Source organism: Nonomuraea indica (assembly GCF_002850745.1).
Classification (GTDB): domain Bacteria; phylum Actinomycetota; class Actinomycetes; order Streptosporangiales; family Streptosporangiaceae; genus Nonomuraea; species Nonomuraea indica.
The window spans coordinates 630,391-654,595 of sequence record NZ_KZ559469.1 but is presented as its reverse complement, the minus strand read 5'-3'; the positions used below and the strand labels follow the sequence as shown (position 1 = coordinate 654,595).

Annotated in this window: 20 protein-coding genes; 7 read left to right on the top strand and 13 right to left on the bottom strand. The window is 72.3% G+C overall.

Annotated elements, in window-relative coordinates; translation table 11 throughout:
- Window position 1: 1 nt before the first annotated feature.
- Genes pyrE through CXR44_RS14705 form a run of 3 tightly spaced genes read right to left on the bottom strand, consistent with a single transcriptional unit; the run spans window position 2 to window position 3,243 of the window.
- Window positions 2-535 carry an orotate phosphoribosyltransferase gene (gene pyrE / locus CXR44_RS14715; RefSeq protein ID WP_101786556.1) on the bottom strand — a complete coding sequence of 178 codons (534 nt, stop codon included), beginning with the start codon at window positions 533-535 and terminating at the stop codon, window positions 2-4.
- 44 nt (window positions 536-579) lie between these two features.
- Window positions 580-1,728 (bottom strand): cytochrome P450 family protein, encoded by a 1,149-nt coding sequence (locus tag CXR44_RS14710; protein WP_101786555.1) that lies wholly within the window; start codon window positions 1,726-1,728, stop codon window positions 580-582.
- A gap of 48 nt (window positions 1,729-1,776) precedes the next feature.
- Entirely contained in the window at window positions 1,777-3,243 is a 1,467-nt protein-coding gene (locus CXR44_RS14705) for an MFS transporter (RefSeq protein ID WP_101786554.1), read from the bottom strand.
- Between the two features lie 132 nt (window positions 3,244-3,375).
- Here CXR44_RS14705 and CXR44_RS14700 point away from each other — a divergent pair, with 132 nt between their 5' ends.
- Together CXR44_RS14700 and CXR44_RS14695 are read left to right on the top strand one after the other, a co-directional pair.
- The gene (locus tag CXR44_RS14700) at window positions 3,376-3,879 is read left to right on the top strand and encodes a MarR family winged helix-turn-helix transcriptional regulator (protein WP_101786627.1); all 504 of its coding nucleotides are present in this window, start codon (window positions 3,376-3,378) and stop codon (window positions 3,877-3,879) included.
- A 184-nt stretch (window positions 3,880-4,063) separates the two neighbouring features.
- Window positions 4,064-5,476 (top strand): NYN domain-containing protein, encoded by a 1,413-nt coding sequence (locus CXR44_RS14695; protein ID WP_101786553.1) that lies wholly within the window; start codon window positions 4,064-4,066, stop codon window positions 5,474-5,476.
- Between the two features lie 8 nt (window positions 5,477-5,484).
- Here CXR44_RS14695 and CXR44_RS14690 read toward each other — a convergent pair whose 3' ends face one another.
- The 3 genes from CXR44_RS14690 to CXR44_RS14680 form a co-directional block, all read right to left on the bottom strand.
- Complete coding sequence (locus tag CXR44_RS14690) at window positions 5,485-6,570, bottom strand: baeRF10 domain-containing protein (RefSeq protein ID WP_101786552.1); 1,086 nt, start codon at window positions 6,568-6,570, stop codon at window positions 5,485-5,487.
- 92 nt (window positions 6,571-6,662) lie between these two features.
- Window positions 6,663-7,292, bottom strand: a complete 630-nt coding sequence (locus CXR44_RS14685) for a response regulator (RefSeq protein WP_101786626.1) — start codon at window positions 7,290-7,292, stop codon at window positions 6,663-6,665.
- Between the two features lie 2 nt (window positions 7,293-7,294).
- Window positions 7,295-11,458 (bottom strand): HAMP domain-containing protein, encoded by a 4,164-nt coding sequence (locus CXR44_RS14680; protein WP_101786551.1) that lies wholly within the window; start codon window positions 11,456-11,458, stop codon window positions 7,295-7,297.
- A 120-nt stretch (window positions 11,459-11,578) separates the two neighbouring features.
- On the opposite strand from CXR44_RS14680, the gene CXR44_RS14675 reads away from it, so the two are divergent.
- Complete coding sequence (locus CXR44_RS14675) at window positions 11,579-13,123, top strand: PP2C family protein-serine/threonine phosphatase (RefSeq protein WP_245899146.1); 1,545 nt, start codon at window positions 11,579-11,581, stop codon at window positions 13,121-13,123.
- A gap of 126 nt (window positions 13,124-13,249) precedes the next feature.
- Here the strand turns inward: CXR44_RS14675 and CXR44_RS14670 are convergent, their stop codons facing one another.
- Both CXR44_RS14670 and CXR44_RS14665 read right to left on the bottom strand, forming a co-directional pair.
- Window positions 13,250-15,010: a S9 family peptidase gene (locus CXR44_RS14670; RefSeq protein ID WP_101786550.1), complete on the bottom strand. Its 1,761-nt coding sequence runs from the start codon at window positions 15,008-15,010 to the stop codon at window positions 13,250-13,252.
- Between the two features lie 159 nt (window positions 15,011-15,169).
- The gene (locus CXR44_RS14665; RefSeq protein ID WP_180903405.1) at window positions 15,170-16,147 is read right to left on the bottom strand and encodes a putative RNA methyltransferase; all 978 of its coding nucleotides are present in this window, start codon (window positions 16,145-16,147) and stop codon (window positions 15,170-15,172) included.
- Between the two features lie 294 nt (window positions 16,148-16,441).
- Here CXR44_RS14665 and CXR44_RS39430 point away from each other — a divergent pair, with 294 nt between their 5' ends.
- Both CXR44_RS39430 and CXR44_RS14655 read left to right on the top strand, forming a co-directional pair.
- Window positions 16,442-16,585 (top strand): hypothetical protein, encoded by a 144-nt coding sequence (locus CXR44_RS39430; protein ID WP_180903403.1) that lies wholly within the window; start codon window positions 16,442-16,444, stop codon window positions 16,583-16,585.
- Window positions 16,586-16,722: 137 nt separating this feature from the next.
- The gene (locus tag CXR44_RS14655) at window positions 16,723-17,463 is read left to right on the top strand and encodes an MBL fold metallo-hydrolase (protein WP_245899145.1); all 741 of its coding nucleotides are present in this window, start codon (window positions 16,723-16,725) and stop codon (window positions 17,461-17,463) included.
- Between the two features lie 136 nt (window positions 17,464-17,599).
- Here CXR44_RS14655 and CXR44_RS14650 read toward each other — a convergent pair whose 3' ends face one another.
- Entirely contained in the window at window positions 17,600-19,501 is a 1,902-nt protein-coding gene (locus tag CXR44_RS14650) for a sensor histidine kinase (protein WP_180903400.1), read from the bottom strand.
- A gap of 144 nt (window positions 19,502-19,645) precedes the next feature.
- The gene (locus tag CXR44_RS38895) at window positions 19,646-20,146 is read right to left on the bottom strand and encodes a hypothetical protein (RefSeq protein WP_144069961.1); all 501 of its coding nucleotides are present in this window, start codon (window positions 20,144-20,146) and stop codon (window positions 19,646-19,648) included.
- Window positions 20,147-20,251: 105 nt separating this feature from the next.
- Here CXR44_RS38895 and CXR44_RS14640 point away from each other — a divergent pair, with 105 nt between their 5' ends.
- Window positions 20,252-20,779, top strand: coding sequence for a DUF6886 family protein (locus tag CXR44_RS14640; RefSeq protein WP_101786547.1), 528 nt, complete (start codon window positions 20,252-20,254; stop codon window positions 20,777-20,779).
- Here the strand turns inward: CXR44_RS14640 and CXR44_RS14635 are convergent.
- The 3 genes from CXR44_RS14635 to CXR44_RS14625 all read right to left on the bottom strand — a co-directional run bounded on the left by CXR44_RS14635 (window position 20,745) and on the right by CXR44_RS14625 (window position 23,667).
- Entirely contained in the window at window positions 20,745-21,716 is a 972-nt protein-coding gene (locus CXR44_RS14635) for a ketopantoate reductase family protein (RefSeq protein ID WP_101786546.1), read from the bottom strand. The two genes, CXR44_RS14640 and CXR44_RS14635, sit on opposite strands and share 35 nt — an antisense overlap.
- Before the next feature lie 49 nt (window positions 21,717-21,765).
- On the bottom strand, window positions 21,766-22,491 hold the full coding sequence (locus CXR44_RS14630; protein ID WP_101786545.1) for a glycosyltransferase family 2 protein: 726 nt from the start codon (window positions 22,489-22,491) through the stop codon (window positions 21,766-21,768).
- A gap of 201 nt (window positions 22,492-22,692) precedes the next feature.
- Window positions 22,693-23,667, bottom strand: coding sequence for a helix-turn-helix transcriptional regulator (locus CXR44_RS14625; protein WP_101786544.1), 975 nt, complete (start codon window positions 23,665-23,667; stop codon window positions 22,693-22,695).
- A gap of 137 nt (window positions 23,668-23,804) precedes the next feature.
- Between CXR44_RS14625 and CXR44_RS14620 the strand changes: the two genes are divergently transcribed.
- Window positions 23,805-24,200: a RidA family protein gene (locus CXR44_RS14620; RefSeq protein ID WP_101786543.1), complete on the top strand. Its 396-nt coding sequence runs from the start codon at window positions 23,805-23,807 to the stop codon at window positions 24,198-24,200.
- The last annotated feature ends 5 nt before the right edge of the window (window positions 24,201-24,205 follow it).

Here is a 24,205-nt window from a genome sequence, read left to right as displayed (position 1 = left end):
CTCACAGGCCGAGATCAGCCAGCGTGTACGCGCTGCGGTAGTCGAGGCCCTCCCCGGCCATGCGCCCGGCCGCGCCCCGGTCGACGATCGTGGCCACGGCCACCACCTCCGCGCCCGCCTCGCGCAGCGCCTCCACCGCGGTCAGCGGCGACGACCCGGTCGTGGAGGTGTCCTCCACGACGAGCACGCGCCGTCCGGCCACGTCCGGACCCTCGATCCTGCGCTGCAGCCCGTGCGCCTTCTGCGCCTTGCGCACCACGAACGCGTCCAGCTCGCGCCCCCGCGCCGCCGCGGCGTGCAGCATGGCCGTGGCCACCGGGTCGGCGCCCAGCGTCAACCCGCCGACGGCGTCGAAGGCGAGGTCGGCGGTCAGGTCCAGCATCACCCGGCCGACCAGGGGGGCCGCCGCGCCGTCGAGCGTGATGCGGCGCAGGTCGAGGTAGAAGTCCGCCTCCCGTCCCGAGGAGAGCACGACCTTGCCGTGCACCACGGCCTTCTTCTTGATCTCGGCCAGCAGGTTGTCGCGATCCGTCATGCGCCCAAGCTTATGGGCCTCCACCTGCGCCGCGATCGGGCGCCTCACCCCCGCAGGTTCACCGGCAGCGCGGTCAACCGGCTTCCCTGGATGCCGCCGAGGTCGGTCTGCCGGAGCTCGGCGAACGGCACCGCGAGGCGCGCGCCGGGCAGGTCGCTGCGCAGGACCTCGACGATCGCGCGCAGTTCGAGCCGGGCGAGGTGCGCGCCGGTGCAGTAGTGGGGGCCGGCGCCGAAGGTGAGGTCCGGTCCGATCGGCCGGCCCGGATCGGTGTTGATCCCCTGGATGTCGATGAGCAGCGGGGAGCGGGCGGGGAGCCGCACCCCGGCGAGATCGAGATCGGTCGCGGTGAATCGCCACAGGGTGAAGGGCGCCGGCGCGTGCAGGCGCAGCGTCTCCCGGACGACCTCCTCGGCCGTGTCCCCCTCCGAGGCGGGGGTGTCGAGGACATGGGCGAGGAGGAAGCCGAGCGACGGGTCGGTGGTGAGCTGCCCGGCGTAGATCAGCGTGAAGATCAGGTAGTGCAGTTGTGTCTCGGTGGTCTCGTCGGGGACCCGGGCGCGCAGTTCCGCCGCCAGGCCGTGCCGGCCCTCCTCCAGCGCGGCGGCGGCCAGCTGCCCGAAGGCGGCCATCGCCGCCCCCACCTCCGCCTCGGTGCCGTGCATGCCCCGGCAGGCCGCGATGGCCTGGTCGATCCGGTCGAGGGGCACGCCGAGCAGGTCGCACACCACGGTGAGCGGGAACCGGGTGGTGAAGTCGGCGGTCAGATCCACCGTCCCGCCGCTCGCGGCGGCCTCGGCGAGCAGGTCGCGGGCGAGCTCCGTGATCCGTCCGGCGTAGTCCTGCATCCGGCGGGCGGTGAAGAGCGGAGCGTGCGCCCGGCGCAGCCGGGCGTGCGGGGGGCCGTCGAAGGTGGTCAGCGACGGCTGCTCGGCGGCGGTGGGCTCCAGGCCGGCGGTCCGCCGGTCCCAGTGCGCCGGCGCGTAGGCGGGGTCCTTCACGATGCGGGGGTGAACGAGGGCCTCCCGGGCCAGGGCGTCGTCGGTGACGATCCACACCGGGCCACCGGCCGGGGCCTCGGCCCGGACGAGAGGGCCGGCGGCGCGCAGGGCGGCACGGGCGGGATGAGGCTCACCGATCCCACGGACGGTGACGGCGAACGGGTCGCAGGTGGCGATGGGCGCGTCGGTCATCTCGGTCTCCTGACGGGTGGTCTCCGGAACGGGGCGGCGAGGCGTGTGTCACTCATGGGAGGCGGCGCGCGGGGGGAGCAGGAACATGAGCGCCGCCGCGCCGACGTAGCAGCCGATCTGCCAGAGCAGGATCGCGGCGAGGGCGTCCCCGTGGGCGGGGAGGTTCGCGGCGCCGCCGGCCAGGGAGTCGTCCAGCCGGGTGAAGAACACGACGCCGAGGACGGCGACTCCGAGCGCGTTGCCGATCTGGGTGACGGTGGTGAGGACGCCGCCCGCGGCGCCGGCGTCCCTGGCGGGCACCCCGGCGAGGACGACGCCGATCAGGGACGGGGCGGTGAGTCCCAGGCCCAGCCCGCCCAGGAACAGTGGCGCGGCCAAGCTCCAGTAGGCGGGTTCGGTCCCGTCGCCGACGACGAGGAGGAGCGCGACCTGGGACACGGCCAGGGTCAGCGCGCCGCCGGTGAGCAGGGCCCGGCCGAAGCGGTGCGCGAACCGGACCCCGATCCCCGAGGTGACGAGCGAGCCGATGGCGTACGGCAGGATCACCAGCCCGGTGTCGAGGGCGGTGTACCCGGCCCCGAGCTGCAGGTAGAGGGACAGCAGCAGGAAGAACGAGCCGATCGCCCCGAAGAACAGCAGCGAGACGGCCAGGCCGCCGGCGAAGGCTCGGACGCGCAGGAGCGCCGGATCGAGGATGGGCTGCGCGCCGCGGACGGTCAGGCGCCTCTGCCAGGCGAGGAACAGCGCCGCCACGGGGACCGAGAGCGCCAGGATGGCGAAGCCCCACCAGGGCCAGCCCCACTCGCGTCCCTGCATCAGGGGCAGGAGCAGGAGCACCGCGGCGACGGCGGCCAGCAGCGCGCCCGTCAGGTCGAGCCGGGAGCGGCCCGGCGCGCGGGACTCGGGCAGGGCGCGGGCCCCCACGGCCAGCGCGATGAGGGCGATCGGCACGTTGACCCAGAAGATCGCCCGCCAGCCGAGACCGAACAGGTCGGTCTCGACCAGGATGCCGCCGAGCAGCGGTCCGGCCACCGAGGCCATGCCGAGCACGGCACCGTAGGCGCCCAGAGCCTTCGCGCGCGCGCCGGGCTCGAACGACGCGCGGATGATGCCGAACACCTGCGGGATCATCAGCCCGCCGGCAAGACCCTGCGCGACGCGCATGCCGACCAGCGCGCCGGAGCCCGGCGCCAGCCCGCAACCGGCCGACGCCAGCATGAACGCCGTGAGGCCGAGCAGGAACACCCGGCGGCGCCCGTACGAGTCGCCGAGACGGCCGCCGGTGATCAGGCCCGCTCCGACGGCGAGGGTGTAGCCGGCCATCATCCACTGGATCGCGGCTTCGCCGGCGCCCAGGTCGTGGGCGATGGCCGGCGCGGCCACGCTGACGATGGTGGCGTCGAGGAGCTCCATGAAGGACGCGGAGAGGATCGCGGTCAGGACGACGGCGGCCGTGCGTCCGGACAGGGGGGTGGGCGGCGCTGTGCCGCCCTGGAGGTGGGTGGGCGTGGTCATGCTGAGCTGCGCTCCCAGGGGATGGTGAGGTGATGACATACTCTTACTGCGCAGCACAGTAGCTGCGTCACACAGAGACTCTATACGAATTTACTGCGTCGCACAGCGATATGAGAGATGGGCGGTGCCGCCATGACGAAGCCGGGCGTGAGCAGGGAGACGCTCCTCGCCGAGGTCACCGAGGATGTGATCCCCGGCTGGGCGATCGCGGTCGTGCAGCTCAACAGCCTGGTCGCCGAGCGGCTGGGGGTCACCGAGACCGACGTGCAATGCCTGCACGCGCTGGGCCGCCACGGTCGCGCGACACCGGGCGCGCTGGCCAAGTACGTGAACCTGACCACCGGATCGGCCTCCCGCATGATCGACCGGCTCGTCGCCGCGGGTTGCGTCCGGCGGGTGGCCGACCCGGACGACCGCCGGCGGGTGCTCATCGAGCCCACCCAGGACGGCCTCGACCGCGTCAGGGCCGCCTACGCCGGACTGGTCGCCCGTACGCGCGACGACCTCGCCGGCTTCGACGACGCGGAGCTCGACACCGTCATCCGTTTCATGAGAACGGCCGAGCGCAGCACCGCCGCCGAGATCCAGCGGCTCCAGACCGCGCCCGGGTCGAGCCGCGTGGACGCCCGCCGCTGACCACATTCTGGACAAACTGGTACGGTCTCCCTGGATCAGCCGGCCCCACAGCGGGCGGAGGGCGAATCGTCGGGATTAACCTCGCGCGATCACCTGCTTTCACTACCCTGAGAAAGGGCCGCCACGTCCGGCTCTGACGGTGCAGAGCCAGTGAGGTCGGACCACCAGGAAAGGGGCGGTTTCAGTGGATCGCTGCGCGCTGTTCGTGGACGCTGGCTATCTGCTGGCCGACGGCGCGATGGCCGTGCATGGGACCCGCCATCGCGAAGCCGTCTCCTGGGACTACCCAGGACTGCTGCAGCTGATGACCGGCCTGTCCCGCGAGCGCACCGGGCTGCCGCTCCTGCGGTGCTACTGGTACGAGGCGACGGTCGAGGGCCGCCGGACACCCGAGCACGACGTGCTGGCCGACCTCCCGGGCCTCAAACTGCGCCTGTCCCGCATCCGGCCGGGCCGTCGCGAGGGCGTCGACGCGCAGGTCCACCGCGACCTGATGACGCTCGCCCGCAACAACGCCATCTGCGACGCCGTCGTGGTCAGCGGCGACGAGGATCTCGCCCAGGTCGTCTGCGACGCGCAGGACCTCGGCATCCGGGTGACCGTGGTCCACGTCGCCGCCGAGGGCGGCTGGGCCGTCTCCCGCACCCTGCGGCAGGAGGGTGACGACCTCATCGAGCTCGGCGCGGCCCACCTGCGGCCGTACGTCACCCTGGTGACCGGCATCAGCGAGTCCAACGGCCACCACCAGCCACTCAGCAACGGCCATCCCGCCTCGCACGCCGCCTCGCACACCGCCACCCACGCGCTGCCGGCCCCGCCGCCCGCTCCGCCGCCCCCGTCGACGTCGTCGGCGCCCGGCTCGCTGCCCGCCTCGCTGCCGACCCCTCCGCAGAGCACCGGCAGCCATGCCGCTCCACCCCGCTCCTCCGGGCACGCCTCCTCCGGGCACGCCTCCCACAGCTCGCCCGCCCACAGCGCGTCCTCCGCCCACAACCCGCAGGCCCACAACCCGCAGGCCCACAATCCGCCCGCCCACAACCCGCCGGCCCTCGGCGCGCCGGGCCACAGCTCACCGGCGCACGGATCGGCCGCAGCCGCAGCCCCGGCCGGCGACAGCGGATCGTCCCCCGGCCACGGGCAGGGCTCCACCCCGTCGGCGCTGCCCAGCTACTTCCAGCAGGATCCGCCGCCCCCGGCTCCGGCGACCGGCCCGATCCAGCAGCAACCGCAGTCACCGTCCACGGGCCAGTTCACGATGCCGTCGGCCAACGGCACCTACCAGCCCGCGCAGCTCGGCGCCTACACCGGCCCGCAGCCGTCGCCCGTGCCGCCGGCCGCGACCGGCGGCGCCACCACGCTGGCCGACGCCGTCAAGGCCGCCCACCGCGAAGGCCACGACTTCGGCGAGTCCGTCGCCCGCGACGCGCCGGCCCTCTGGCTGGAGGCCGTCCTCGCCCGCAAGCCGCGCATGCCGTCCGACCTGGAGGCCCGGCTGCTCCAGGGCTCGTCGCTGCCGATCGACTTCCTGCTGCACGACGAGGTACGCCATGCCCTGCGCCGCGGCTTCTGGGACGCCCTGGAACGGGCCAGGCAGTAACTCCTCGGCTACCAGCGCAGCAGGGCGCCGACGCCGTCGTGGGCGGACAGCGTGCCGACCGCGTCGCGGTGCACCGTCATCACCTCGGCACGGCTCTCCAGAGCGCGCTCGATCATCCGCTCGCCCAGATCGGGCTCCTCCACGATCTCCACGCCGTGCGGCGCCCGGCCGGCCGCGTACAGGAAGCCGTCGCGGCCCCGGCCACCCCGCCAGCGCCCGTTCTCGTCGAGGAGCAGGCAGTCCACCCGCCCCTCGTTCAGCAGCCCGAGCGTGGGAACCAGGCCGAGGCACCCGCGTCCGCCCGTGAGCGCCAGGTCGGCGACCCGCTGGACCAGCTCGGCGTCCCGGCGCACCCGCACCCCGGCCAGCTCGCGCGCGATGCGGGCGATCACCTCGCCGGCCGGTAGCCCGTCCTCGACGGCGGCGCCGATCTGGACGGCGTCGAGGGGGCGCAGCGCCTCCGCGAGGATCCGGGTCAGCTCCGGGTCGCCGACGAGCAGCACGTCGCTCCAGCGCAGCGCGCCGATCCGGTTGCTGATCTCCGGAGCCGCCGAGTGGAGGCAGCGGATCAGGCACTCCTCCAGCCGGTGTCGTTCCCGCGGGGCGCTCCCGTCACAGTCGAGGTGGAACGCGGACCGGTGGACGTCCTCGGCCAGCCCGTACCGGTGGTCGATGAGCCGCACGCCCTCCCGCCGCACCACCGCGACGCCGGCGGGGGCGCTGGTGGCCATCGCCGTCACCATCGGGCGGACGTACGGGGTCGGTTCGAGCACCGCGCTCGTGCCCACCGGCACCTGCAGGGTGGCCCGGCGGATCTCGCCCGTGCACACCGGCGCGAACAGCGCCCGCCCGAGCCCCGGGGCGGCCGGGTCGGCCAGCTCGGCCACCTCCGGCTCCAGCGCGTCGAGGTGCTCCAGCACGGTGGCGCGCCGGATCCGGTCGGGCCACCCGCGGACCCGCTCCCGTACGGCCCGGAGCGCCTCGCGCAGCGCCGGGGCGCCACCGCCCGGCTCGGCGGTCACGTAGAGCGAGACGACGCCCATCTCGTCCTTCATCGCCACGAGTTCGCGCAGGAACGAAAGATCGTGCACCACGTCGGTTCTCCTCTGCCCGGCACCACTACGACTCTAGAGAACCGAATTTCGTACAAATCGCCCCATTGGTGGATGTTGCCTGCGGTTTTACGTCACGACAGCGCGTCGAACCCGGCCCGCAGGCTCGCCACCCGGTCGGCCAGGTCGGCCAGCGGCGAGGCCAGCGCCTGGTCCTGCGACTTGCGGGCCAGCTCGCGCACCCGCTGGAGCTCCTCCTCGACCGCGGTCAACCGCCGCGACAGCTCCGGGAGCACCGACGCCTGGTCGCCCGCCCCGGGCGGCAGCTCGGCCGACACCCGCTCGCGCAGCATCGCGGCCTGCTCGGCCAGCCGCTTGTTCATGTTGTAGAGCTCGGCGAACACCGACACCTTCGCCCGCAGCACCCACGGGTCGAACGGCTTGGTGAGGTAGTCGACGGCACCCGCGGCGTAGCCGCGGAAGGCGTAGTCGGGAGCGCTGTCGACCACCGTCAGGAAGATGATCGGGATGTTGCGGGTGCGCTCACGCCGCTTGATGTGGGCAGCCGTCTCGAAGCCGTCCATGCCGGGCATCCGGACGTCCAGCAGGATGAGCGCGAACTCCGTGTTGAGCAGGGCCTTGAGCGCCTCCTCTCCCGACCGGGCACGCACCGGCACCAGGTCGAGCGAGCTGAGGATGGCCTCCAGGGCGATCAGGTTCTCCTCGCGGTCATCGACCAGGAGGATCTTGGCACGGTCCGTCACGATCACGATCCTTCGGCTGGGTCCGTGGTGGACACCCGCCCACGGCTGAGCCAACCACGCAGGCGTTCGAGCAGCCGGTCCACGTCGACCGGCTTGGGCACGTAGTCGGAGGCGCCCGAGGCGATGCTCTTCTCACGATCGCCCCGCATGACCTTAGCGGTCAACGCGATGATCGGCAGATCGGCGAACTGCGGCATGCGGCGGATCGCCGACGTCGTGGCCCAGCCGTCCATCTCCGGCATCATGATGTCCATCAGCACCAGCGCCACGTCCTCGTTGCGCTCCAGCTGCTCGATCCCCTCGCGTCCGTTCTCGGCGTAGACGACTGTCGCGCCGTGCCGTTCGAGCACGCTGGTCAGCGCGAACACGTTGCGGATGTCGTCGTCGACGATGAGGATCTTGGCGGCGTTGAGCGGGTCGTCACCCTGCCACTGCGCGACCTCGCCCGGCGACTCGGTCAGCTCCGGCATCGGCAGGTCGAGCGGCATCGGCGGCTCGGGCACCGCCGGCTCCTCCACCGGCGTGGTCATGAGCTGCCTGCGGGGGGCGCCCTCCTCGGGCGCCGCCAGCGGGCCGGCGTAGGAGGCCGGCAGGTAGAGGGTGAACGTGCTGCCCTTGCCCAGCTCGCTGTCCACGTGGATCTCGCCGCCCAGCAACCTCGCGATGTCGCGGCAGATGGCCAGGCCCAGCCCCGTGCCGCCGTACTTGCGGCTGGTGGTGCCGTCGGCCTGGCGGAACGCCTCGAAGATCAGCTCTCGCTTGTCGGGCGCGATGCCGATGCCGGTGTCGATGACCTGGAACGCCAGCAGGTCGGGCGCGTCGCGCAGCGAGTCGTCGTCGTAGACCACCTCCGCCGGCGCCTGGGCGACGCGCAGCCTGACCTCGCCCTTCGGCGTGAACTTCACCGCGTTGGACAGCAGGTTGCGCAGCACCTGCTGCAGGCGCTGCTCGTCGGCGCGCAGCTCCCGCGGCACGTCGTCGGCGACCTCCACGGTGAACTCCAGCCCCTTGTCGGCGGCCAGCGGCGCGAAGGCGGCCTCCAGCAGGTCGACCATCTTGGGCAGCGACACCTGGATCGGGTGGATGTCCATCCGGCCGGCCTCGACCTTGGACAGGTCGAGCATGTCGTTGATGAGCTGGAGCAGCGCCGAACCCGCGCCGTGGATCGTCCGGGCGAACTCCACCTGCTGCGGGGTCAGGTTGCCCTCGGCGTTCTCGGTCAGCAGCTTGGCCAGCACGAGCAGGCTGTTGAGCGGCGTGCGCAGCTCGTGCGACATGTTGGCCAGGAACTCCGACTTGTAGCGCGACGACACCGCGAGCTGCTCGGCGCGCTCCTCCAGCGTGCGGCGCGCCTGCTCGATCTGGAAGTTCTGGATCTCGATCGCGCGGTTCTGCTTGGCCAGCAGCGCCGCCTTGTCCTCCAGCTCGGCGTTGGACCTGCGCAGCTCCTCCTGCTGGCGCTGCAGCTCGTCGGAGCGCTCCTGCAGCTCGCGGGTGAGCCGCTGCGACTCGGTCAGCAGGTCCTCGGTGCGGGAGTTGGCGATGATGGAGTTCATCGTGACGCCGATGGTCTCGACGAGCTGGGTCAGGAAGTCGAGGTGCACCTCGCCGAACCTGGTGAACGAGGCCAGCTCCAGCACGCCCAGCACCCGGTTCTCGAACAGGATGGGCAGCACCACGATCTGCGCCGGCGTGGAGGAGCTGAGCCCGCTGTCGATGGTGATGTAGCCGGGCGGCACGTCGTCGAGCACGATGTGCCGGCCTTCGGCCGCCGCCTGCCCGACGATGCCCTCGCCGATCGCGAAGCGCTGGCGCGGCCCGCGGTCGGGCCGCACGCCGTAGCCGCCGATCAGCAGCAGCTCGTGGTCGCCCTCGGGATCGACGCTGTAGAAGGCGCCGTAGCGGGCCGACACCAGCGGCGTCAGCTCGCTCATCGTCAGCTTGGCCACCTCGAACAGGTCGCGGTGCCCCTGCATGAGCCGCGAGATGCGCGCGAGGTTGGACTTGAGCCAGTCCTGCTCCTGGTTGGCCTGGGTGGTCTCGCGCAGGTTGGCCACCATGGAGTTGATGTTGTCCTTGAGCTCGGCCAGCTCACCCTGCGCCTCGACCGCGATCGAACGGGTCAGGTCGCCGCGCGCCACGGCGCTGGTCACGGTCGCGATGGCGCGCACCTGGGTGGTGAGGTTGCCGGCCAGCTCGTTCACGCTCTCGGTGAGCCGCTTCCAGGTGCCCTCCACGCCCTCGACCCGGGCCTGGCCGCCCAGCCGGCCCTCCGAGCCCACCTCGCGGGCGACCCGGGTCACCTCGGAGGCGAACGACGAGAGCTGGTCGACCATCCGGTTGATGGTCGTCTTCAGCGCGAGGATCTCGCCCTGCGCGTCGACGTCGATCTTGCGGGTCAGGTCGCCGTTGGCGACCGCCGTGGTCACCTCGGCGATGTTGCGCACCTGGTACGTCAGGTTGTTCGCCATGAAGTTGACGTTGTCGGTGAGGTCCTTCCAGACGCCCGACACACCCTGCACCCGGGCCTGGCCGCCCAGCTGCCCCTGCGTGCCCACCTCGCGGGCGACCCGGGTGACCTCGTCGGCGAACGAGGAGAGCTGGTCGACCATCGTGTTGAGGGTGTCCTTGAGCTGGAGGATCTCGCCCTGCGCGTCCACGGTGATCTTCTTGGACAGGTTGCCCTGCGCCACCGCCGACGACACGGCGGCGATCTGCCGCACCTGCGAGGTGAGGTTGTTGGCCATCGAGTTGACGTTGTCGGTGAGGTCCTTCCAGACGCCCGACACGCCCCGCACCTGGGCCTGGCCGCCGAGCTGGCCCTCGGTGCCCACCTCGCGGGCGACCCGGGTCACCTCGGAGGCGAACGAGGAGAGCTGGTCGACCATCGTGTTCATCGTCGACTTGAGCTCCAGGATCTCGCCCTGCGCGTCGACGTCGATCTTGCGGGTCAGGTCGCCGTTGGCGACGGCCGTGGTCACCTGGGCGATGTTGCGCACCTGGTAGGTGAGGTTGTTGGCCATCGAGTTGACGTTGTCGGTGAGGTCCTTCCAGACGCCCGACACGCCTTTCACCTCGGCCCGGCCGCCCAGCTTGCCCTCGGTGCCCACCTCGCGAGCCACGCGGGTGACCTCGTCGGCGAACGAGGAGAGCTGGTCGACCATCGTGTTGAGGGTGTCCTTGAGCTGGAGGATCTCGCCCTGCGCGTCGACGGTGATCTTCTTGGACAGGTTGCCCTGCGCCACCGCCGTCGCCACGGTCGCGATGCTGCGCACCTGGCTGGTGAGGTTGTTGGCCATGAAGTTGACGTTGTCGGTGAGGTCCTTCCAGACGCCCGACACGCCCGTCACCTGGGCCTGGCCGCCGAGCTGGCCCTCGGTGCCCACCTCGCGGGCCACGCGGGTGACCTCCTCGGCGAACGCCGAGAGCTGGTCCACCATCGTGTTGACGGTGTTCTTCAGCTCGAACATCTCGCCCACGGCGTCGACCGTCACCTTGCGGCTCAGGTCGCCCTTGGCCACGGCGGTGGTCACCACGGCGATGTCACGCACCTGCGCCGCCACCCGCGACGACATCGTGTTGACGGCCTCCGTGAGGTCGCGCCAGCTCCCCGACATGCCGCGCAGATTGGCGCTGCCGCCCAGCCGGCCCTCGGTGCCCGCCTCGCGGGCCACCCTGGTCACCTCGGAGTTGAACAGGGCGAGCTGCTCCACCATGCCGTTGATGGCCTTGCCCAGGCGGCGCACCTCGCCGCGGGCCGACCGGTCGAGGTCGATGCGCCGCGACAGGTCGCCCTTGGCCACGGCGTCGATCACGTCGGCCGCGCCGCTCACCGGGCTCACCAGGGAGTCGATCAGCGTGTTGACCGACTCGATGCTCTCCGCCCACGCGCCGACGCCCGGCCCCGGCGTCAGCCGCTCGCCGAACCGGCCCTCCTTGACGACCTCCTTGCGCACCCTGGTCAGCTCGTTGGCCAGGTGCTCGCGGCGGTCGGCCACCTCGTTGAGCAGCAGCCGCACGTCGCTGAGCGCGCCAGGCGGAGCATGCGGGACCCGCCGCCGGAAGTCACCGTCACGCCAGGAGAAGAGAGTCTCCAGGATCGGAGCCAGATCGGCCTCGCTGTAGATCTTCTCATCAGATCCAGGGGCGGTCTTGACCGTTGGCATGGGGCCTCCTTCACTCCTGGCGCGCCAAGGCGAGTGATTCAAGTCTGTCACGTTCGGTAGCTCACAGTCCTGCCCTTGGATTTACCCCACGTCAACGCGAAGTGTGGTAGGCACGGTGGGATGACTGCTTCTCCCCGTGCCGTGCTCGCTGCCACGTTCGCGCCCGGCGAGACCGCCGTGCCGGCCGCGATGAGGTTCACGCGCGAGGTGATGACCGCGTGGGCCGTCGGCGGCGTGTCGCACCTCGCCGAGCAGGTGGCCGGTGACCTGACCGAGCAGGTGGTCGACGAGCCGTTCGAGGTCGTGTGGAAACATTTCGGCGATGCCGTGCAGGTCGAGCTGGTGCAGCGGAACATTCCGCAGGGCGATCCGAAGGCTCCCTCTGTCGCGGTCGAGGAGTGGGGCATCACCTTCGCCGGTGACTCCCGGGTCCATTGGGCACGACTCACGCTACCCGGCGCGGCGGGCAATGTCGCATCCGAGTGGCTCGCCGACACCTCCCGAGGCCCCCACTGGCTCGGCTTCCTCGCCGACGCGAGCGACCTGCTGGCCGGCACGCTCAACCCCGACATGGTGCCCGCCATCATCGCCCAGATCGTCGTGCCGCGGCTGTGCGGCTGGTGCGCCGTCTACACCTCCGACGGCGGGTCCGGGCCGCTGCGCCTGGTTTACCTGTGGCACGCCGACGAGGCGCGCATCGACGGGCTGCGCCAGGAACTCACCGAGATGGACCTGCACGCCGCCGGGGAGCAGGGCACCGCCGCGCTCACCGCCGGTGACCACCAGGTGCTCGCCGTGCCGCTGACCGCCCGCGGCCGCGCGCTCGGCATGATGTGCCTGGGCCGGGCCGACCGCTTCCCCGACGAGGTCATCCAGTTCGCCGAGGACATCGGCAGGCGCGCCGCGCTGGCCATGGACAACGCCCGTCTCTACGCGCAGCAGGCTGCCGCCAACCGCGCGCTGCAGCGCAGCCTGCTCCCGCCGAACGAGCCCGAGGTGCCCGGCCTCGACTACGGCGTCGTCTACGAGCCCGCCGGCGAGGCCAACGAGGTCGGCGGCGACTTCTACGACCTGTTCAAGGCCGGCGACGACTCCTGGCGCTTCGCGATCGGCGACGTGTGCGGCACCGGCCCGGAGGCCGCGGCGGTGACGGGTCTGGCCCGCCACACGCTGCGCCTGCTCGCCCGGGAGGGCTACGGCGTGGCCGCCGTCCTCGGCCGGCTCAACCAGGCGATCCTTGAGGAGGGCGAACGCGCCAGGTTCCTCACGCTGCTGCACGGCGACATCACGCCGGTGGAGACGGGCCTGGAGGTCCGCATGGTGTCCGCCGGCCACCCCGAGGCGCTGCTGCTGAGGGCCGACGGCGAGGTGCTGCCGGTGACCTCACCGCAGTCGCTGCTCGGCGTCTTCCCGGAGGTGGTGTTCGAGGCCGACACGGTGCACCTCGACCACGGCGACGTGCTCCTGGCGGTCACCGACGGGGTGACCGAGCGCCGCAACGGCGACCGCCTGCTCGACGACGAGGGCGGCCTGGCCAAGCTGCTGGGCGAGTGCGCGGGCCTGTCGGCCCGGGCGGTGGCCGAGCGCATCCGGCGCGGCGTCGCCGACTTCGCGGCCGAGCCCAGCGCCGACGACATGGCCATCGTGGTCCTGCGCGCCCGCTGACCCCACGACCGCCCGACGACCGTCCGACGACCCCACGACCGTCCGACGACCGCACGGCTGCTCGACGACCGTGCGGCCGCTTGCCGACCGTGCGGCCGCCGGACGGGATCGACCGGCCGCGGCCGGTCAGCCGACGTGCTTGCGGGCGAACTCCAGTTGCAGGCTCATCTGCGCGATCCGCTCGGCCACCACCAGCGTGCCCCGTACGGCGTCGTAGGTGTGGACCTGGTAGTCCCGCCCGTGCTCCGCCAGCTTGGCCACGTACTTCTCGATCTGGCGCAGCGGGCAGCGGGTGTCGTTCTCGCCCGCGAGGATCAGCACCGGGCTCTCCACCCGGTCGACGTACGTGATGGGCGAGCTGGCGGCGTAGCGCTCGGGCTGCTCGTCGGGTGAGCCGCCGAGCAGCGCCCGGTGGTAGGCCCGCAGGCTCTCGGCCTCGTCCTCGTACGAGGTCTGGTGGCAGGCGATGGGCACGGCGGCGATGCCGGCCGCCCACAGCTTCGGCTGGACGCCGAGCCCGAGGAGCGTGAGGTAGCCGCCCCAGGCGGTGCCCGACAGCACGATCCTGGCCGGGTCGGCGATGCCGCGCTCGACGACCGCGTCGCGCACGGCGGCGACGTCCGATAACTCGATGTGCCCGACGTCGCCGTGCAGCGCGTCACGCCAGGCCGAGCCGTAGCCGGTCGAGCCCCGGTAGTTGACCCGCACCACCGCGAACCCGGAGTCCACCCAGGCGGCCACCTCCGGCGAGAAGGCGTCGCGGTCGTGCGTCGTCGGGCCGCCGTGCAGCATGAACACGGTGGGGTAGGGGGCGCCGCCGTGCTCGGGCCGGGAGACCAGGGCGTGGATGCGGCCGCCGGGGCCGGGCACGTCGAGATCCTCGGCGGGCACGCTCGGCGGCGCGGGAGGCCCGCTCGCGTTCAGCACGACCTGGCCGTTGCTCGACCGGATGACGGGCGGCCGGGAGGCGCTCGACCAGGAGTACTCGACGTGGCCGCCGGGTCTCGGCGCGGCGTCGTCGATCACGCCGTGCGGGGTGTCGATGAGCGTGAGCCCGCCGCCCGCGAGGTCGTAGCGGTGCAGGTGGCTGCGGGCGCGCGTGTCGCGCACGATGAGCAGGCCGCGGCCGTCGTCGTACCACTCGGCCGCCAGGTCGCCGGAGTCGCGCAGCCAGATCTCGCGCTGCTCGCCGGTCACCGGGTCCCACACCAGCGGCTCCTGGCGCTGGCGGCGCTCGTGCAGGGCGAGCAGCCGCCGGTCGCCGGTCACCGGGGCGAAGGCGAGGCCGAGCACGCCCTTGCCCTCGCCGTCGTACAGCTCGCCGACCGTCTGGCCGGACGGGCGCACCACGCGCAGGGCGGGATGCCGGAAGTCGCCGTACTCGCCGTGGTTGATGGCGATGAGCTGCCCGTCAAGCGACATGTCGGCCACCCAGGAGGCCTCGGCGTGCTCGTGGAGGAGCCGGGACGGCTCGCCGTGGCGGACGAGGTGGGTCCTGAAGGCGCCGTCGGCGGCGAGACTGATCGCCGCCACACCGGTCGTGGACAGGGCGATGCCGCCGGGCTGTCCGGGTGGCAGGTCGGGCGCGACCTCCTCGTCGGGTCCGCCGGTGAACGGCTGGCGCCGCCACCCGCCGAACTCGTCGCCCTCGGTGTCGGCGAACCAGTAGATCCACTGGCCGGTGGGGTCGATGGCGGCGTGGGCGGTGCCCCTGGGCCGGTCGGTGACCTGCCGGGTGTGGCCGGTGGCACGGTCCCAGGCGTAGACCTCCCAGGTGCCCGTGGCGTTGGAGCGGTAGATCGAGCGGTTCGGAGCCCGTCGCGCCCAGAGCGGCAGCGTCGTGCGCGACGCGCGGAACCTGGCCTGCCAGCGTTCCTCGGCCTTCATCCGACGCGCCCCCTCCCTTGCCTTCCCGCCTCCCGTCGCGGGTTGCCGTCCAGTATTGCGGTTGAGTCTCGGAAATACTCGGCGTATATGGGGGAAATTCGTACTAAGCGCCTCATGAGTAACACCACCCCCACTTGCCCGTCAAGCGACGGCCTTTGATCATGGTGCCGGCTCGAAGACGGACAGCTGAAACGCGGCCCGTGTTGTCACCTTTTCCTGATTTTCCGCTCTCCGCCCGATAAATGCGGAGATTCGTGCCTCCAGCGCGGCTGCCTCAGTGTGCCACGCGCTCGGCCCCATCCTGACCACCTCGACGATGTCCCGACGCGACAGTTGCATGTCGAATTCGATGGTTCGGCGTTCCGTTTCGGCGAACCCCTCCATGCTCCGCGCCACCCGCCGATCCTTGGCCTCGTCCACCGAGAGCAGCCCCAGCTCCCGCACCAAAGGGCTCAGATGCGCCGGCGCCGGAGTGACCACCACCGCCGCACCTTCCGGCCGCAGCACGCGCCGGAACTCGGGACCGTTCCTCGGTGCGAAGACGTCCATCACCACGTCGGCCACGCCGCTGCGCAGCGGCAGCGGCCGCCACACGTCGGCCACGAACGCACCGGCCCGCGGATGCGCGCGGGCCGCCCGCCGCACGGCGTGCTTGGAGACGTCGAACGCCACGCCCACGCCCCGGTCCACCACGTCGAGGACCGCCGCCAGGTAGTGCCCGGTGCCCGCTCCGGCGTCCACGACCACCGGCCGTGGGGCGCCGGCGGACCGGACCGCCGGCCGCCCGTCATGACCCGATCGGGGACCACCGTACGCCTTCTCCGCCCCGCCGTCCGGCGGCTCGGTGAACCTTTCCGTACGAATCCCGGCCGCCCCGGGAACGAGGGCCGCCACACACTCGGCCAATGCCTCACTAAGTGGGGCGAAATGCCCAGCGGCCAAGAAACCGGCACGGGCCGCGACCATTTCCGCGCTGTCCGCCGTTCCGGGGGCGCGTGACCCGACGAGCAGGCTCACATATCCCTGCCTGGCGACGTCGAAAACATGGCCGCGGGCGCACCGCACGGCCTCCCGGGTCAACTCCACCGGCTCCTGGCAGACGGGACAGGCGAGGTATTCGACGATGTCGGCGAGCATCCCCCCATTCTCCCGGCTCCTCCCGCCGGGTCCGTGGTGGGAGGAGGCCCACCGGGCCGGCCGTGCCATGCGCCGCCTAGCCCTCCTGGACTATTCGGGGGCTGTTCTGCGCGCCGGACGCGCGGAGTGACCTGCGGAGCCGTAACAATGTTCTTCTCCGGTCGAACCACCCGTGCCCGGTGTGGCGAACGGCATGGAACGCCCATCGACGTCGCGACATCGTGTCAAGCGTGATGCAGGGCTCCTGCAATGCGATGAGGCTTCCATGGAAGCACGTACACGAGGGGGACTCCCATGAACACCAGCACCCGTTGCCCGCGCTGCCACCACGACCTCGACGAGGGCCCGATCATGTACCGGTGCTCCCACTGCCGCCGCGCCGTCTACGCCGCCGACGTCGAGAACGAGTACGTGCCGCGCACCCCCGTCGCCGCCTGACCGGACGGGCCGGCCCCCGACCGGCCCGTGTCCCTGACCGCGCCCGGCCCCGCGCCCGGTCCCATGCCTGGTTCCATGCCTGGTCCCATGCCTGGTCCCGCGCCCGGTCCTGAACCGACCCGGACTAGTCTGAGCGGATGCCGCACCAGCCACGCGCCGTCGCCGGCGCCGAGGTGACACCCCTCTGCGACGCGGTCGGCCCGATGGGCCGGGCGATCCGCCGGCCGATGGCCGAGACGTTCCCCGGATCCGGGCTCGCCGAGGAGCCGTGGATCCTGCACTTCCACTGCTACCTCATCCGTGACCAGGCCGGCCGCGTCACGCTCGTGGACACCGGCATCGGCGCCGAGGACTCGCCGGCGTCGAGCTGGGCGCCGGTCCCCGGCGCGCTGGAGGCCGAACTGGCCGCCGCCGGTGTCACGCCCGCCGACGTGGACGTCGTCATCCTCACCCACCTGCACAGCGACCACGCCAGCGGGGCGGTCGCCGACGGCGGGCCGCGGTTCGTCAACGCCCGCTACGTCCTCCAGCAGGCCGACCTCGACGCCGTGCGCGGCGAGACGCTCGACCGGGTGGTGACCCCGATCAAGGACCGGCTCCAGGTGGTCGAGGGCGACCAGGAGGTCGCGCCGGGTGTGCGCGTGCACCTCGCGGCGGGACACACCCCTGGCCACCAGATCGTCCGGGTGGGCAAGCTGGCCATCACCGGCGACCTGGTGCTCCACCCGGTGCAGCTGGCCGATCCGGGCATCCACTACGTCTACGACGACGACCAGGAAGCGGCCGCCGCCACTCGGGCCGAGGTGCTCGCCGGGCTGCGGGCCGAGCGCGCGATCCTGGCCACCGCGCACTTCCCCGACCCGTTCCTGCGGCTCTGACCCGCGGGGGCGCCCCTGCCACGCTCACCCGCGGGCCGCTCCGGTCGTTCTGACCCGCCGGGCCGCTCCGGTCGTTCTGACCCGCTGGGCCGCTCCTGCGGCTCCGGCCGGAGGGCCGTTCCGCCGCTCCGTGGCGTCAGCGACCGGCCAGGGCCGGCTGGTCGGCGAGCAGCGACGACGGCAACGCGACGCTCGCCGTCAACCCCCCGTACGGCGACGGCCCCAACCAGACCTTGATGCCGTGCCGGGCCGCCAGCCTGCTCACCACGAACAGGCCGAGCCGGTCGCTCTGCGCCAGGTCGAACTCCGGCATCTCGGCCAGCCGCGCGTTCAGCTCGTCCAGCTCGGCCCGCGCCAGCCCGAGCCCGCGGTCCTCCACCTCGACGGTGATCCCGCTGCGGGTGGCCGTGGTCCGCAGGTCCACCCGGGTCTCCGGAGGCGAGAACAATGTGGCGTTCTCCACCAGCTCGGCCACCAGGTGGGCCACGTCGGTGACCGCGCTGCCCAGCACCGCGACGGGCGGCGGCTGCAGCACCTCGACCCGCTGGTACTCCTCGACCTCCGCGACGGCGGCGCGCAGCACGTCGTGGACGGGCACCGGATTGCGCCAGCCGCGTCCCGGCGCCTGGTCCGACAGGATGAGCAGGCTCTCGGCGTGCCGGCGCATGCGGGTGGTGAGGTGGTCGAGCCTGAAGAGGTCCTCCAGGACCTCGGGCTCCTCCGTCTTGCGCTCCATGGCGTCGAGCTGGAGGAGCTGGCGGTGCAGCAGCGACTGGTTGCGCCGGGCCAGGTTGACGAAGACCTGGCTGACCCCGTGGCGCAGCCGGGCCTGGTCCACCGCGGCCTCCACCGCCGTGGCCTGGACCTGGTTGAACGCCGCGACGATGTCGCGCACCTCCGCGGTGTCGGCCTTGACCTCCAGCGGCGCCACCTCCTCGGGCGAGGGAGCCTGCCCGCCGGCCCGCAGCCGCTCGACCAGCCCGGCCAGCCGGATCTCGGCCAGCTCGGTGGCGGCGTCGCGCAGGCCGGCCAGCTCGTCGCCCAGGCGGCGGCGGAAGCGCAGCGACAGCAGGACCGAGGCGACGACCGCGAGCAGGCCCACGCCCCCCGTCACGCCGATCCTGGTGAGGATGCTGTCGGCGGCCGGGTCCACCCGCTGCACGACGGCCTGGACGGCCCCGAACTGGTTGCGTTCGACCGCCGCCCACAGGTTGGCGGCGTCGACCGTCCAGGTGGCCGCGGTGGCGGGCAGCTCGGTGAGGACGGCCTCGCCGCGCAGGGAGTTCTCCACGTCCAGGAGCTCCCGGTAGGCGGGTGAGCCGACCAGCTGCTCGTACGGCGCCCGCAGCCCGGCGTCGAGGTGCGGCAGCGCCTGCGTGTAGAGGAGCCGCCGGGTGGCCGCCATGCCGATGAACGCCTCGCGCTCGGCCTCGGTCGCGCGGCCCCGGGCCAGCACGACGGTGATGACGGCCCGCTCCCGCGACAGGAAGTCCTTGGCCTCGCCGAGCATGGTGACGGCCCTGGCCTTGCGGTAGAGGGAGGTGACGGGCACCAGCACCATGGCGTCACGCATGCGGAACGTCGCGTCCACGATCTGGCTGTAGCCGTCGATCACCGCGAGCGGCGCCGGGCTCGCGCCGTCGACCTCGCGGCGGATCCTGGGCAGCTCGTCGAGCTTGCCGTACAGGGCGGTGAGCTGGGCGGCCATCTGCGGTGACAGGTCGCGCTGCTGGGCCGCGAGCTGCCGGAACGTGGTGACGGTCCGGTCGGTCAGCGCGCGCTGGGTCGTGAGCCGGTCGCGGCCCCGGCCGCTGGTGAGGAACTCGACGGAGATGAGCCGCTCGCTCTGCAGCTGGACGTCCATCTGCTCCGCCGGGTTGGACAGGTTGCGCACCAGCTCGTTGATCTGGAGGAGGCGCAGGCCGTCGCCCCCGGTCAGGCTCGCGGCGAACGCCCACAGCCCGACCAGGGAGGTGAGCGGCACGAGCAGCAGGACCAGCAGCTTGAGCGCGATGGGACGGCCACGTCTGGGGGGCATGCGACCTCCGGAGGCATGATGAGATCGCCTCGCAGAGTACACCCCAAGTGTCGGGATATTCATGATCCGGCGCGAGGGCCCGCATGGGGGCCCTCGCGCCGGATCGTTCCGTGCTCGCCTGTTGTGCGGCGCATGGCGACGCCGCTACCGCCTGGTGTCCTCGGAGCCGCGCGCGACGAGCCGGTCGCCCGTGGCCTGGCGGGGGACGGCGTGCGGAGCAGTGGTCCGCTCGGCGGCGCGCTCCCGCCCGGCGCGCTCCTGCTCGGCGGCACGCTCCCGCTCGGCGCGTTCCTGCGCGGCGGTCCTGCGGCGCTCCTCGGCCTGCTGCCGCTCGGCGGCCTGCTCACGTTCGAGGCGACGCTCCAGCTCGCGCTTCTCGTCCTCCAGCCGGGCGACCCGGTGCGAGGCCTCGGCCTTGGCGCTGCGCATCTGGCGGCGTCGCCGGGCCGCGTGGCGCGAGCCCGCGACCATCAGGGCGAGGCCCGCGATCAGGACCGCCGCCGTGACGGCGCCGGCCGCGAACATCTCGACGTGGTTGGGCTCGAACATGTAGCCGAACAGGTTGTACGCGGTGCTGTCCTCGGTGGCGACCCAGGCGATCGCTCCGGCAGCGAGCAGGACCAGGAGTAGTCCTAAGAAGATCATCCAACTCACCCCTTGTCGTCAGTGCGTCACTCCACTGCCCACGCTTCGGGCCGGTATTCCGCACCGGCGCCTCTCCGGTAGGGGTTCCAGGTCATCATGATCGGTATGAGACCCGAGCCGGGACAGGTGCTCCACTTCTCCGAGGACGCGACGATCACGACGTTCGCGCCGCACGTCGCCCCGACCTCCCGCGAGCCGGACCCGTACGTCTGGGCGGTGGGCGCCGACCGCTGCCCCGACTACTGGTTCCCGCGCGACTGCCCCCGGGTGATGGCCTGGCGCGACACGGGCACCACCGACGACGACGCCGCCCGCATCCTCGGCGCGGGCTGCGGAGATCGGGTGCACGCCGTGGAATACGGCTGGCTGAAAGTGATCATGGAAGTGCGCCTGTACGCGTACCGGTTGCCGGCCGAGCCGTTCAGGCCCATCGGCGACCCGCCGCACGCCGTCGTGGCGACCGTGCCGGTGCGGCCGCTGGGCCCGCCCGAGCCGGTCGGAGACCTGCTCGCGCTGCACGAGGAGGCGGGCATCCAGCTGCGCGTGCTGGACCGGCTCTGGCCGTTCTGGGACGAGGTGACCGCCGGCACGCTCGGCTTCAGCGGGATACGGCTGCGGAACGCTCGTCGATGAGCGCGGCGAGCCGCTCCACCGGCATCGACCCGGGCGGCAGCTTCTCGCGGGCGAACCGGCCGGCCTCGAGCTGGAGCACCTCGTTGACGGGGGTGGGGATGCCGTACTCCCGGCCGAGCAGGACGATCTCGCCGTTGAGGTAGTCGGCCTCGATGGAGCCGCTGCCCCGGGCCAGGCTCTGCCACGACGAGCCGCCGCCGCGCGAGACCCCGTCGATGGGCAGGACGTCCACCTGGTGGCGCCGGGCCTCGCGCTCCTCCTGCGGGGTCACGTAGGGGATGCCGGCCTCCTCCAGCACGGCGGCGCCCTCGGCCCTGGCCCGCTCGTGCAGGGTCTCCAAGCCGGGGGCGCGCTCGCACAGCGCCTCGATCGCGTTGCCCAGGTTGCCGAGCAGCTTGCCGTACTTCCAGCGCATCACCTCGGGCGTGGCCGGCGCGACGAGCCCGCTCTTGGTCAGGTCGGCGACCATCTGCCGGGCGCGGTCGTCCACACCCTGGGGATAACGGCCGACGTGCAGCATCCCGGAGTGCGGGTGGCCGTAGGCGGTCACCGCGCCGGGTTCGAGGTGCAGGGCGGGCATCCACACGCACATGCCGTACACCTCGGCGAACCGGCGCAGCGCGGTCCGCTCGTTGTCGACGCCGTTCTGCGCGCACACGACGGGCAGGTGCCGGGGCCAGGGGTCGAGGGCCGCGATCGTGTCCTGCGACTTGGTGGCCAGGACCAGCACGTCGTCCTCGCCGGTCGCGACGGGGCCGTCGGCGACGGGGACGGGGAGGGTCTCGACGGCGTGCGGGGTGATCAGCCTCAGGCCGCCGGTCCGCAACGCCTCGTAGTGGGCGCCGCGGGCGATCAGCAGCACGTCGTGCCCGCCCTGGAAGAGGCGGGCGCCGATGGTGCCGCCGACTGCTCCTGCCCCGATCACGATGTAGCGCATGATCAGAGGATGTCATCCACGGCCGCGCGGGCGCGAAACCGGGTGGCTCCTACTTGGCCAGCGCCACCTGGGTCTGCGGGGTGGCGGCCCCGCGGAAGCGCTCGCGGAAGATCGTCTTCAGCACCCGCCAGCCGTCGCGCACCGCGTGCAGGTTGCTCTCGCCGTGGATGCGGGTGCGCTCGTGGCTGGGCACCTCGGCGATGGTGAGCCCGGCCTGGGCGGCGCGGACGTTCATCAGCGTCTCGATCTCGAAACCGTCGCAGTCGAGCGCCATCGCGTCGAGGTGGCGGGCCCAGAAGGCGTTGTAGCCGTAGCACAGGTCGGTGTAGCGGGTGCCGTAGAGCAGGTTGGTCAGCCCGGTCAGGGCCACGTTGCCGAGGGAGCGCAGCCGGCTGATGTCGTCGGAGCCGCCGCCCGGGGCGTACCTGGAGCCCTTGGCGAAGTCGGCGCCGTCGAGCAGGGCCCTGACGAAGGAGTAGATCTCCCGGCCGTCGGTGGAGCCGTCGGCGTCGATCATCACGATGATGTCGCCGCGGGCGGCGGCGAAACCCTCGATCAGCGCGTTGCCCTTGCCGCGCCCGCTCTGCGTGACGACCCGGAGGCCGGGGCGCAGGCGGCGGGCGACGGCCACGGTGTCGTCGGTGGAGTTGCCGTCGACGAGGACGACCTCGTCGATCCACGCGGGCAACGTGGCGAAGACGTGCGGCAGGTTGTCGGCTTCGTTCATCGCGGGGACGACGACTGTGACGCTGGCGGCGAACGGCTCCATGTTCATGCTCAGAAGATGGCCCGGCCCACCTGCAAGTGGCTTGACTTCGTCTTGCAGAGATCAATGATCTATATGTGTGCGGCCGTAGTGACCGTTCTGTTACCTGGTCAGGCCGGGTTTCGGGCCCGGGCAAGAGTCCTTGACCCGGCGCTGTGAATATGAGGTGCTGGCGCAGCAGCGGCAGCCGGGCCCGTTGGGCGACCCCTGTCAGGGGGAGGCTCCGTAGCGGGTGGCGACCGCGGCGGCGCGGTCGCGCAGACGGGTGCGCAACCACTGCGGGGCCAGGGCCTCGGCGTCCGTGCCGAGCTGCCACAGCGCCCACGTGGCATGGCGTGAGTCCTGGAAGGTCACCTCCAGCCGCAGCCGGCCGTCCGGGTCGGCTTCTTCGGCGCGTACGGCCAGCGCGGTGCCCAGCAGGTCCTCCCGCCGCGCCGGGTTCATCCGCACCAGCACGGTGACCTGGTCGCCGCCGGCCCGGAAGCGGGTGCCGCGGTCCTTCCAAGCCCGGTCCAGATCGACCCGGTCCGGTCGCTGCGCGGGCTCCGCGAGTTCCTCGGCGGCCAGGACCCGGGACAGCCGGTAGGTGCGGTCCTCTCCGGACCTCGTGGCCAGCAAGTAGCCCCGGTCGCGGATGGTGACCAGGCCGATCGGGTCCACCGTGCGCCACTTCGGGTCCTGGTCCACAGCCGCGTAGTGGATCCGCAGCCTGCGTCCGGCGAACACCGCGCGCAGGACCTTGGCCGCCACGGCGTCAGGCACCTCCTCGTCGGCCAGCCGGCGCGAGAGGAGGTCGGTCTCCGGCTCGATGAGCAAGCGCTCGGCGGCGCCGGCCGCGGTGTCCCGATAGCTCTCGGGGAGCGCGTCGACCACCTTGAGCATCGCCGAAGCGAGCGCTGAGCCGAGGCCGAACGCCTGCGCGCCGCGCCGTGACCCGGCGACCAGCAGGGCGAGCGCCTCGTCGGGGTTCAACCCGGTGAGCTCGGTCCGGAAACCAGGCAACAACGCGAAACCGCCGTGCCGGCCGCGTTCGGCGTAGACCGGGACACCGGCCGCGGACAGCGCCTCGATGTCGCGCAGCACGGTGCGGGTGGACACCTCCAGCTCGCGGGCCAGCGCGGTCGCCGACAGCCGGCCGTGCTGTCGAAGCAGCAGCACCAGCGACACCAACCGGTCGGCCCGCATATGAGGAACTTACCGAAATATACGACACAAGATGTCGTGATTCGTTGGCAGGCTCATCCCCGCGACGAGAGGCCGGCAGGGTGCCGAGCCGATCCATGCGCGTGATGCCGACGAACCGAATTGGAGCTGACATGGCAATGGAGCGAACCGCGGTCAACCCGTGGGCGTGGTCGGTGGAGATGGGGTACAACCAGGGTGAGATCGTCTCCGGGCACACCCGGACCCTCTACTGCTCCGGGCAGACCGCGATGAGCGGCGACGGCAAGCCCCTGCACGCCGGCGACATGGCGGCGCAGCTGGCGCTGAGCCTCGACAACCTGGAGGCCGTGCTCGGCGAGGCCGGCATGTCCCTCGCGGACCTCGTCCGGCTCAACGTCTACACCACCGACGTCGACCGGCTCTTCGAGCACTACGGCGTGCTCGCGTCGCGGTTGGGCGCCGCCGGGGTGGCGCCGTCCACCACGATGCTCGGGGTGACACGGCTGGCGATCCCCGACCTGATGGTCGAACTGGAGGGGACCGCGGTCGCTTGACGCGA

Excerpts from the sequence above, each read along its gene's own strand:
- pyrE (WP_101786556.1), bottom strand. The coding sequence starts at position 535 with ATGACGGATCGCGACAACCTGCTGGCCGAGATCAAGAAGAAGGCCGTG.
- CXR44_RS14710 (WP_101786555.1), bottom strand. The coding sequence starts at position 1,728 with ATGACCGACGCGCCCATCGCCACCTGCGACCCGTTCGCCGTCACCGTC.
- CXR44_RS14705 (WP_101786554.1), bottom strand. The coding sequence starts at position 3,243 with ATGACCACGCCCACCCACCTCCAGGGCGGCACAGCGCCGCCCACCCCC.
- CXR44_RS14700 (WP_101786627.1), top strand. The coding sequence starts at position 3,376 with ATGACGAAGCCGGGCGTGAGCAGGGAGACGCTCCTCGCCGAGGTCACC.
- CXR44_RS14680 (WP_101786551.1), bottom strand. The coding sequence starts at position 11,458 with ATGCCAACGGTCAAGACCGCCCCTGGATCTGATGAGAAGATCTACAGC.
- CXR44_RS14675 (WP_245899146.1), top strand. The coding sequence starts at position 11,579 with ATGACTGCTTCTCCCCGTGCCGTGCTCGCTGCCACGTTCGCGCCCGGC.
- CXR44_RS14670 (WP_101786550.1), bottom strand. The coding sequence starts at position 15,010 with ATGAAGGCCGAGGAACGCTGGCAGGCCAGGTTCCGCGCGTCGCGCACG.
- CXR44_RS14665 (WP_180903405.1), bottom strand. The coding sequence starts at position 16,147 with ATGCTCGCCGACATCGTCGAATACCTCGCCTGTCCCGTCTGCCAGGAG.
- CXR44_RS39430 (WP_180903403.1), top strand. The coding sequence starts at position 16,442 with ATGAACACCAGCACCCGTTGCCCGCGCTGCCACCACGACCTCGACGAG.
- CXR44_RS14655 (WP_245899145.1), top strand. The coding sequence starts at position 16,723 with ATGCCGCACCAGCCACGCGCCGTCGCCGGCGCCGAGGTGACACCCCTC.
- CXR44_RS14650 (WP_180903400.1), bottom strand. The coding sequence starts at position 19,501 with ATGCCCCCCAGACGTGGCCGTCCCATCGCGCTCAAGCTGCTGGTCCTG.
- CXR44_RS38895 (WP_144069961.1), bottom strand. The coding sequence starts at position 20,146 with ATGATCTTCTTAGGACTACTCCTGGTCCTGCTCGCTGCCGGAGCGATC.
- CXR44_RS14640 (WP_101786547.1), top strand. The coding sequence starts at position 20,252 with ATGAGACCCGAGCCGGGACAGGTGCTCCACTTCTCCGAGGACGCGACG.
- CXR44_RS14635 (WP_101786546.1), bottom strand. The coding sequence starts at position 21,716 with ATGCGCTACATCGTGATCGGGGCAGGAGCAGTCGGCGGCACCATCGGC.
- CXR44_RS14630 (WP_101786545.1), bottom strand. The coding sequence starts at position 22,491 with ATGAACATGGAGCCGTTCGCCGCCAGCGTCACAGTCGTCGTCCCCGCG.
- CXR44_RS14625 (WP_101786544.1), bottom strand. The coding sequence starts at position 23,667 with ATGCGGGCCGACCGGTTGGTGTCGCTGGTGCTGCTGCTTCGACAGCAC.
- CXR44_RS14620 (WP_101786543.1), top strand. The coding sequence starts at position 23,805 with ATGGAGCGAACCGCGGTCAACCCGTGGGCGTGGTCGGTGGAGATGGGG.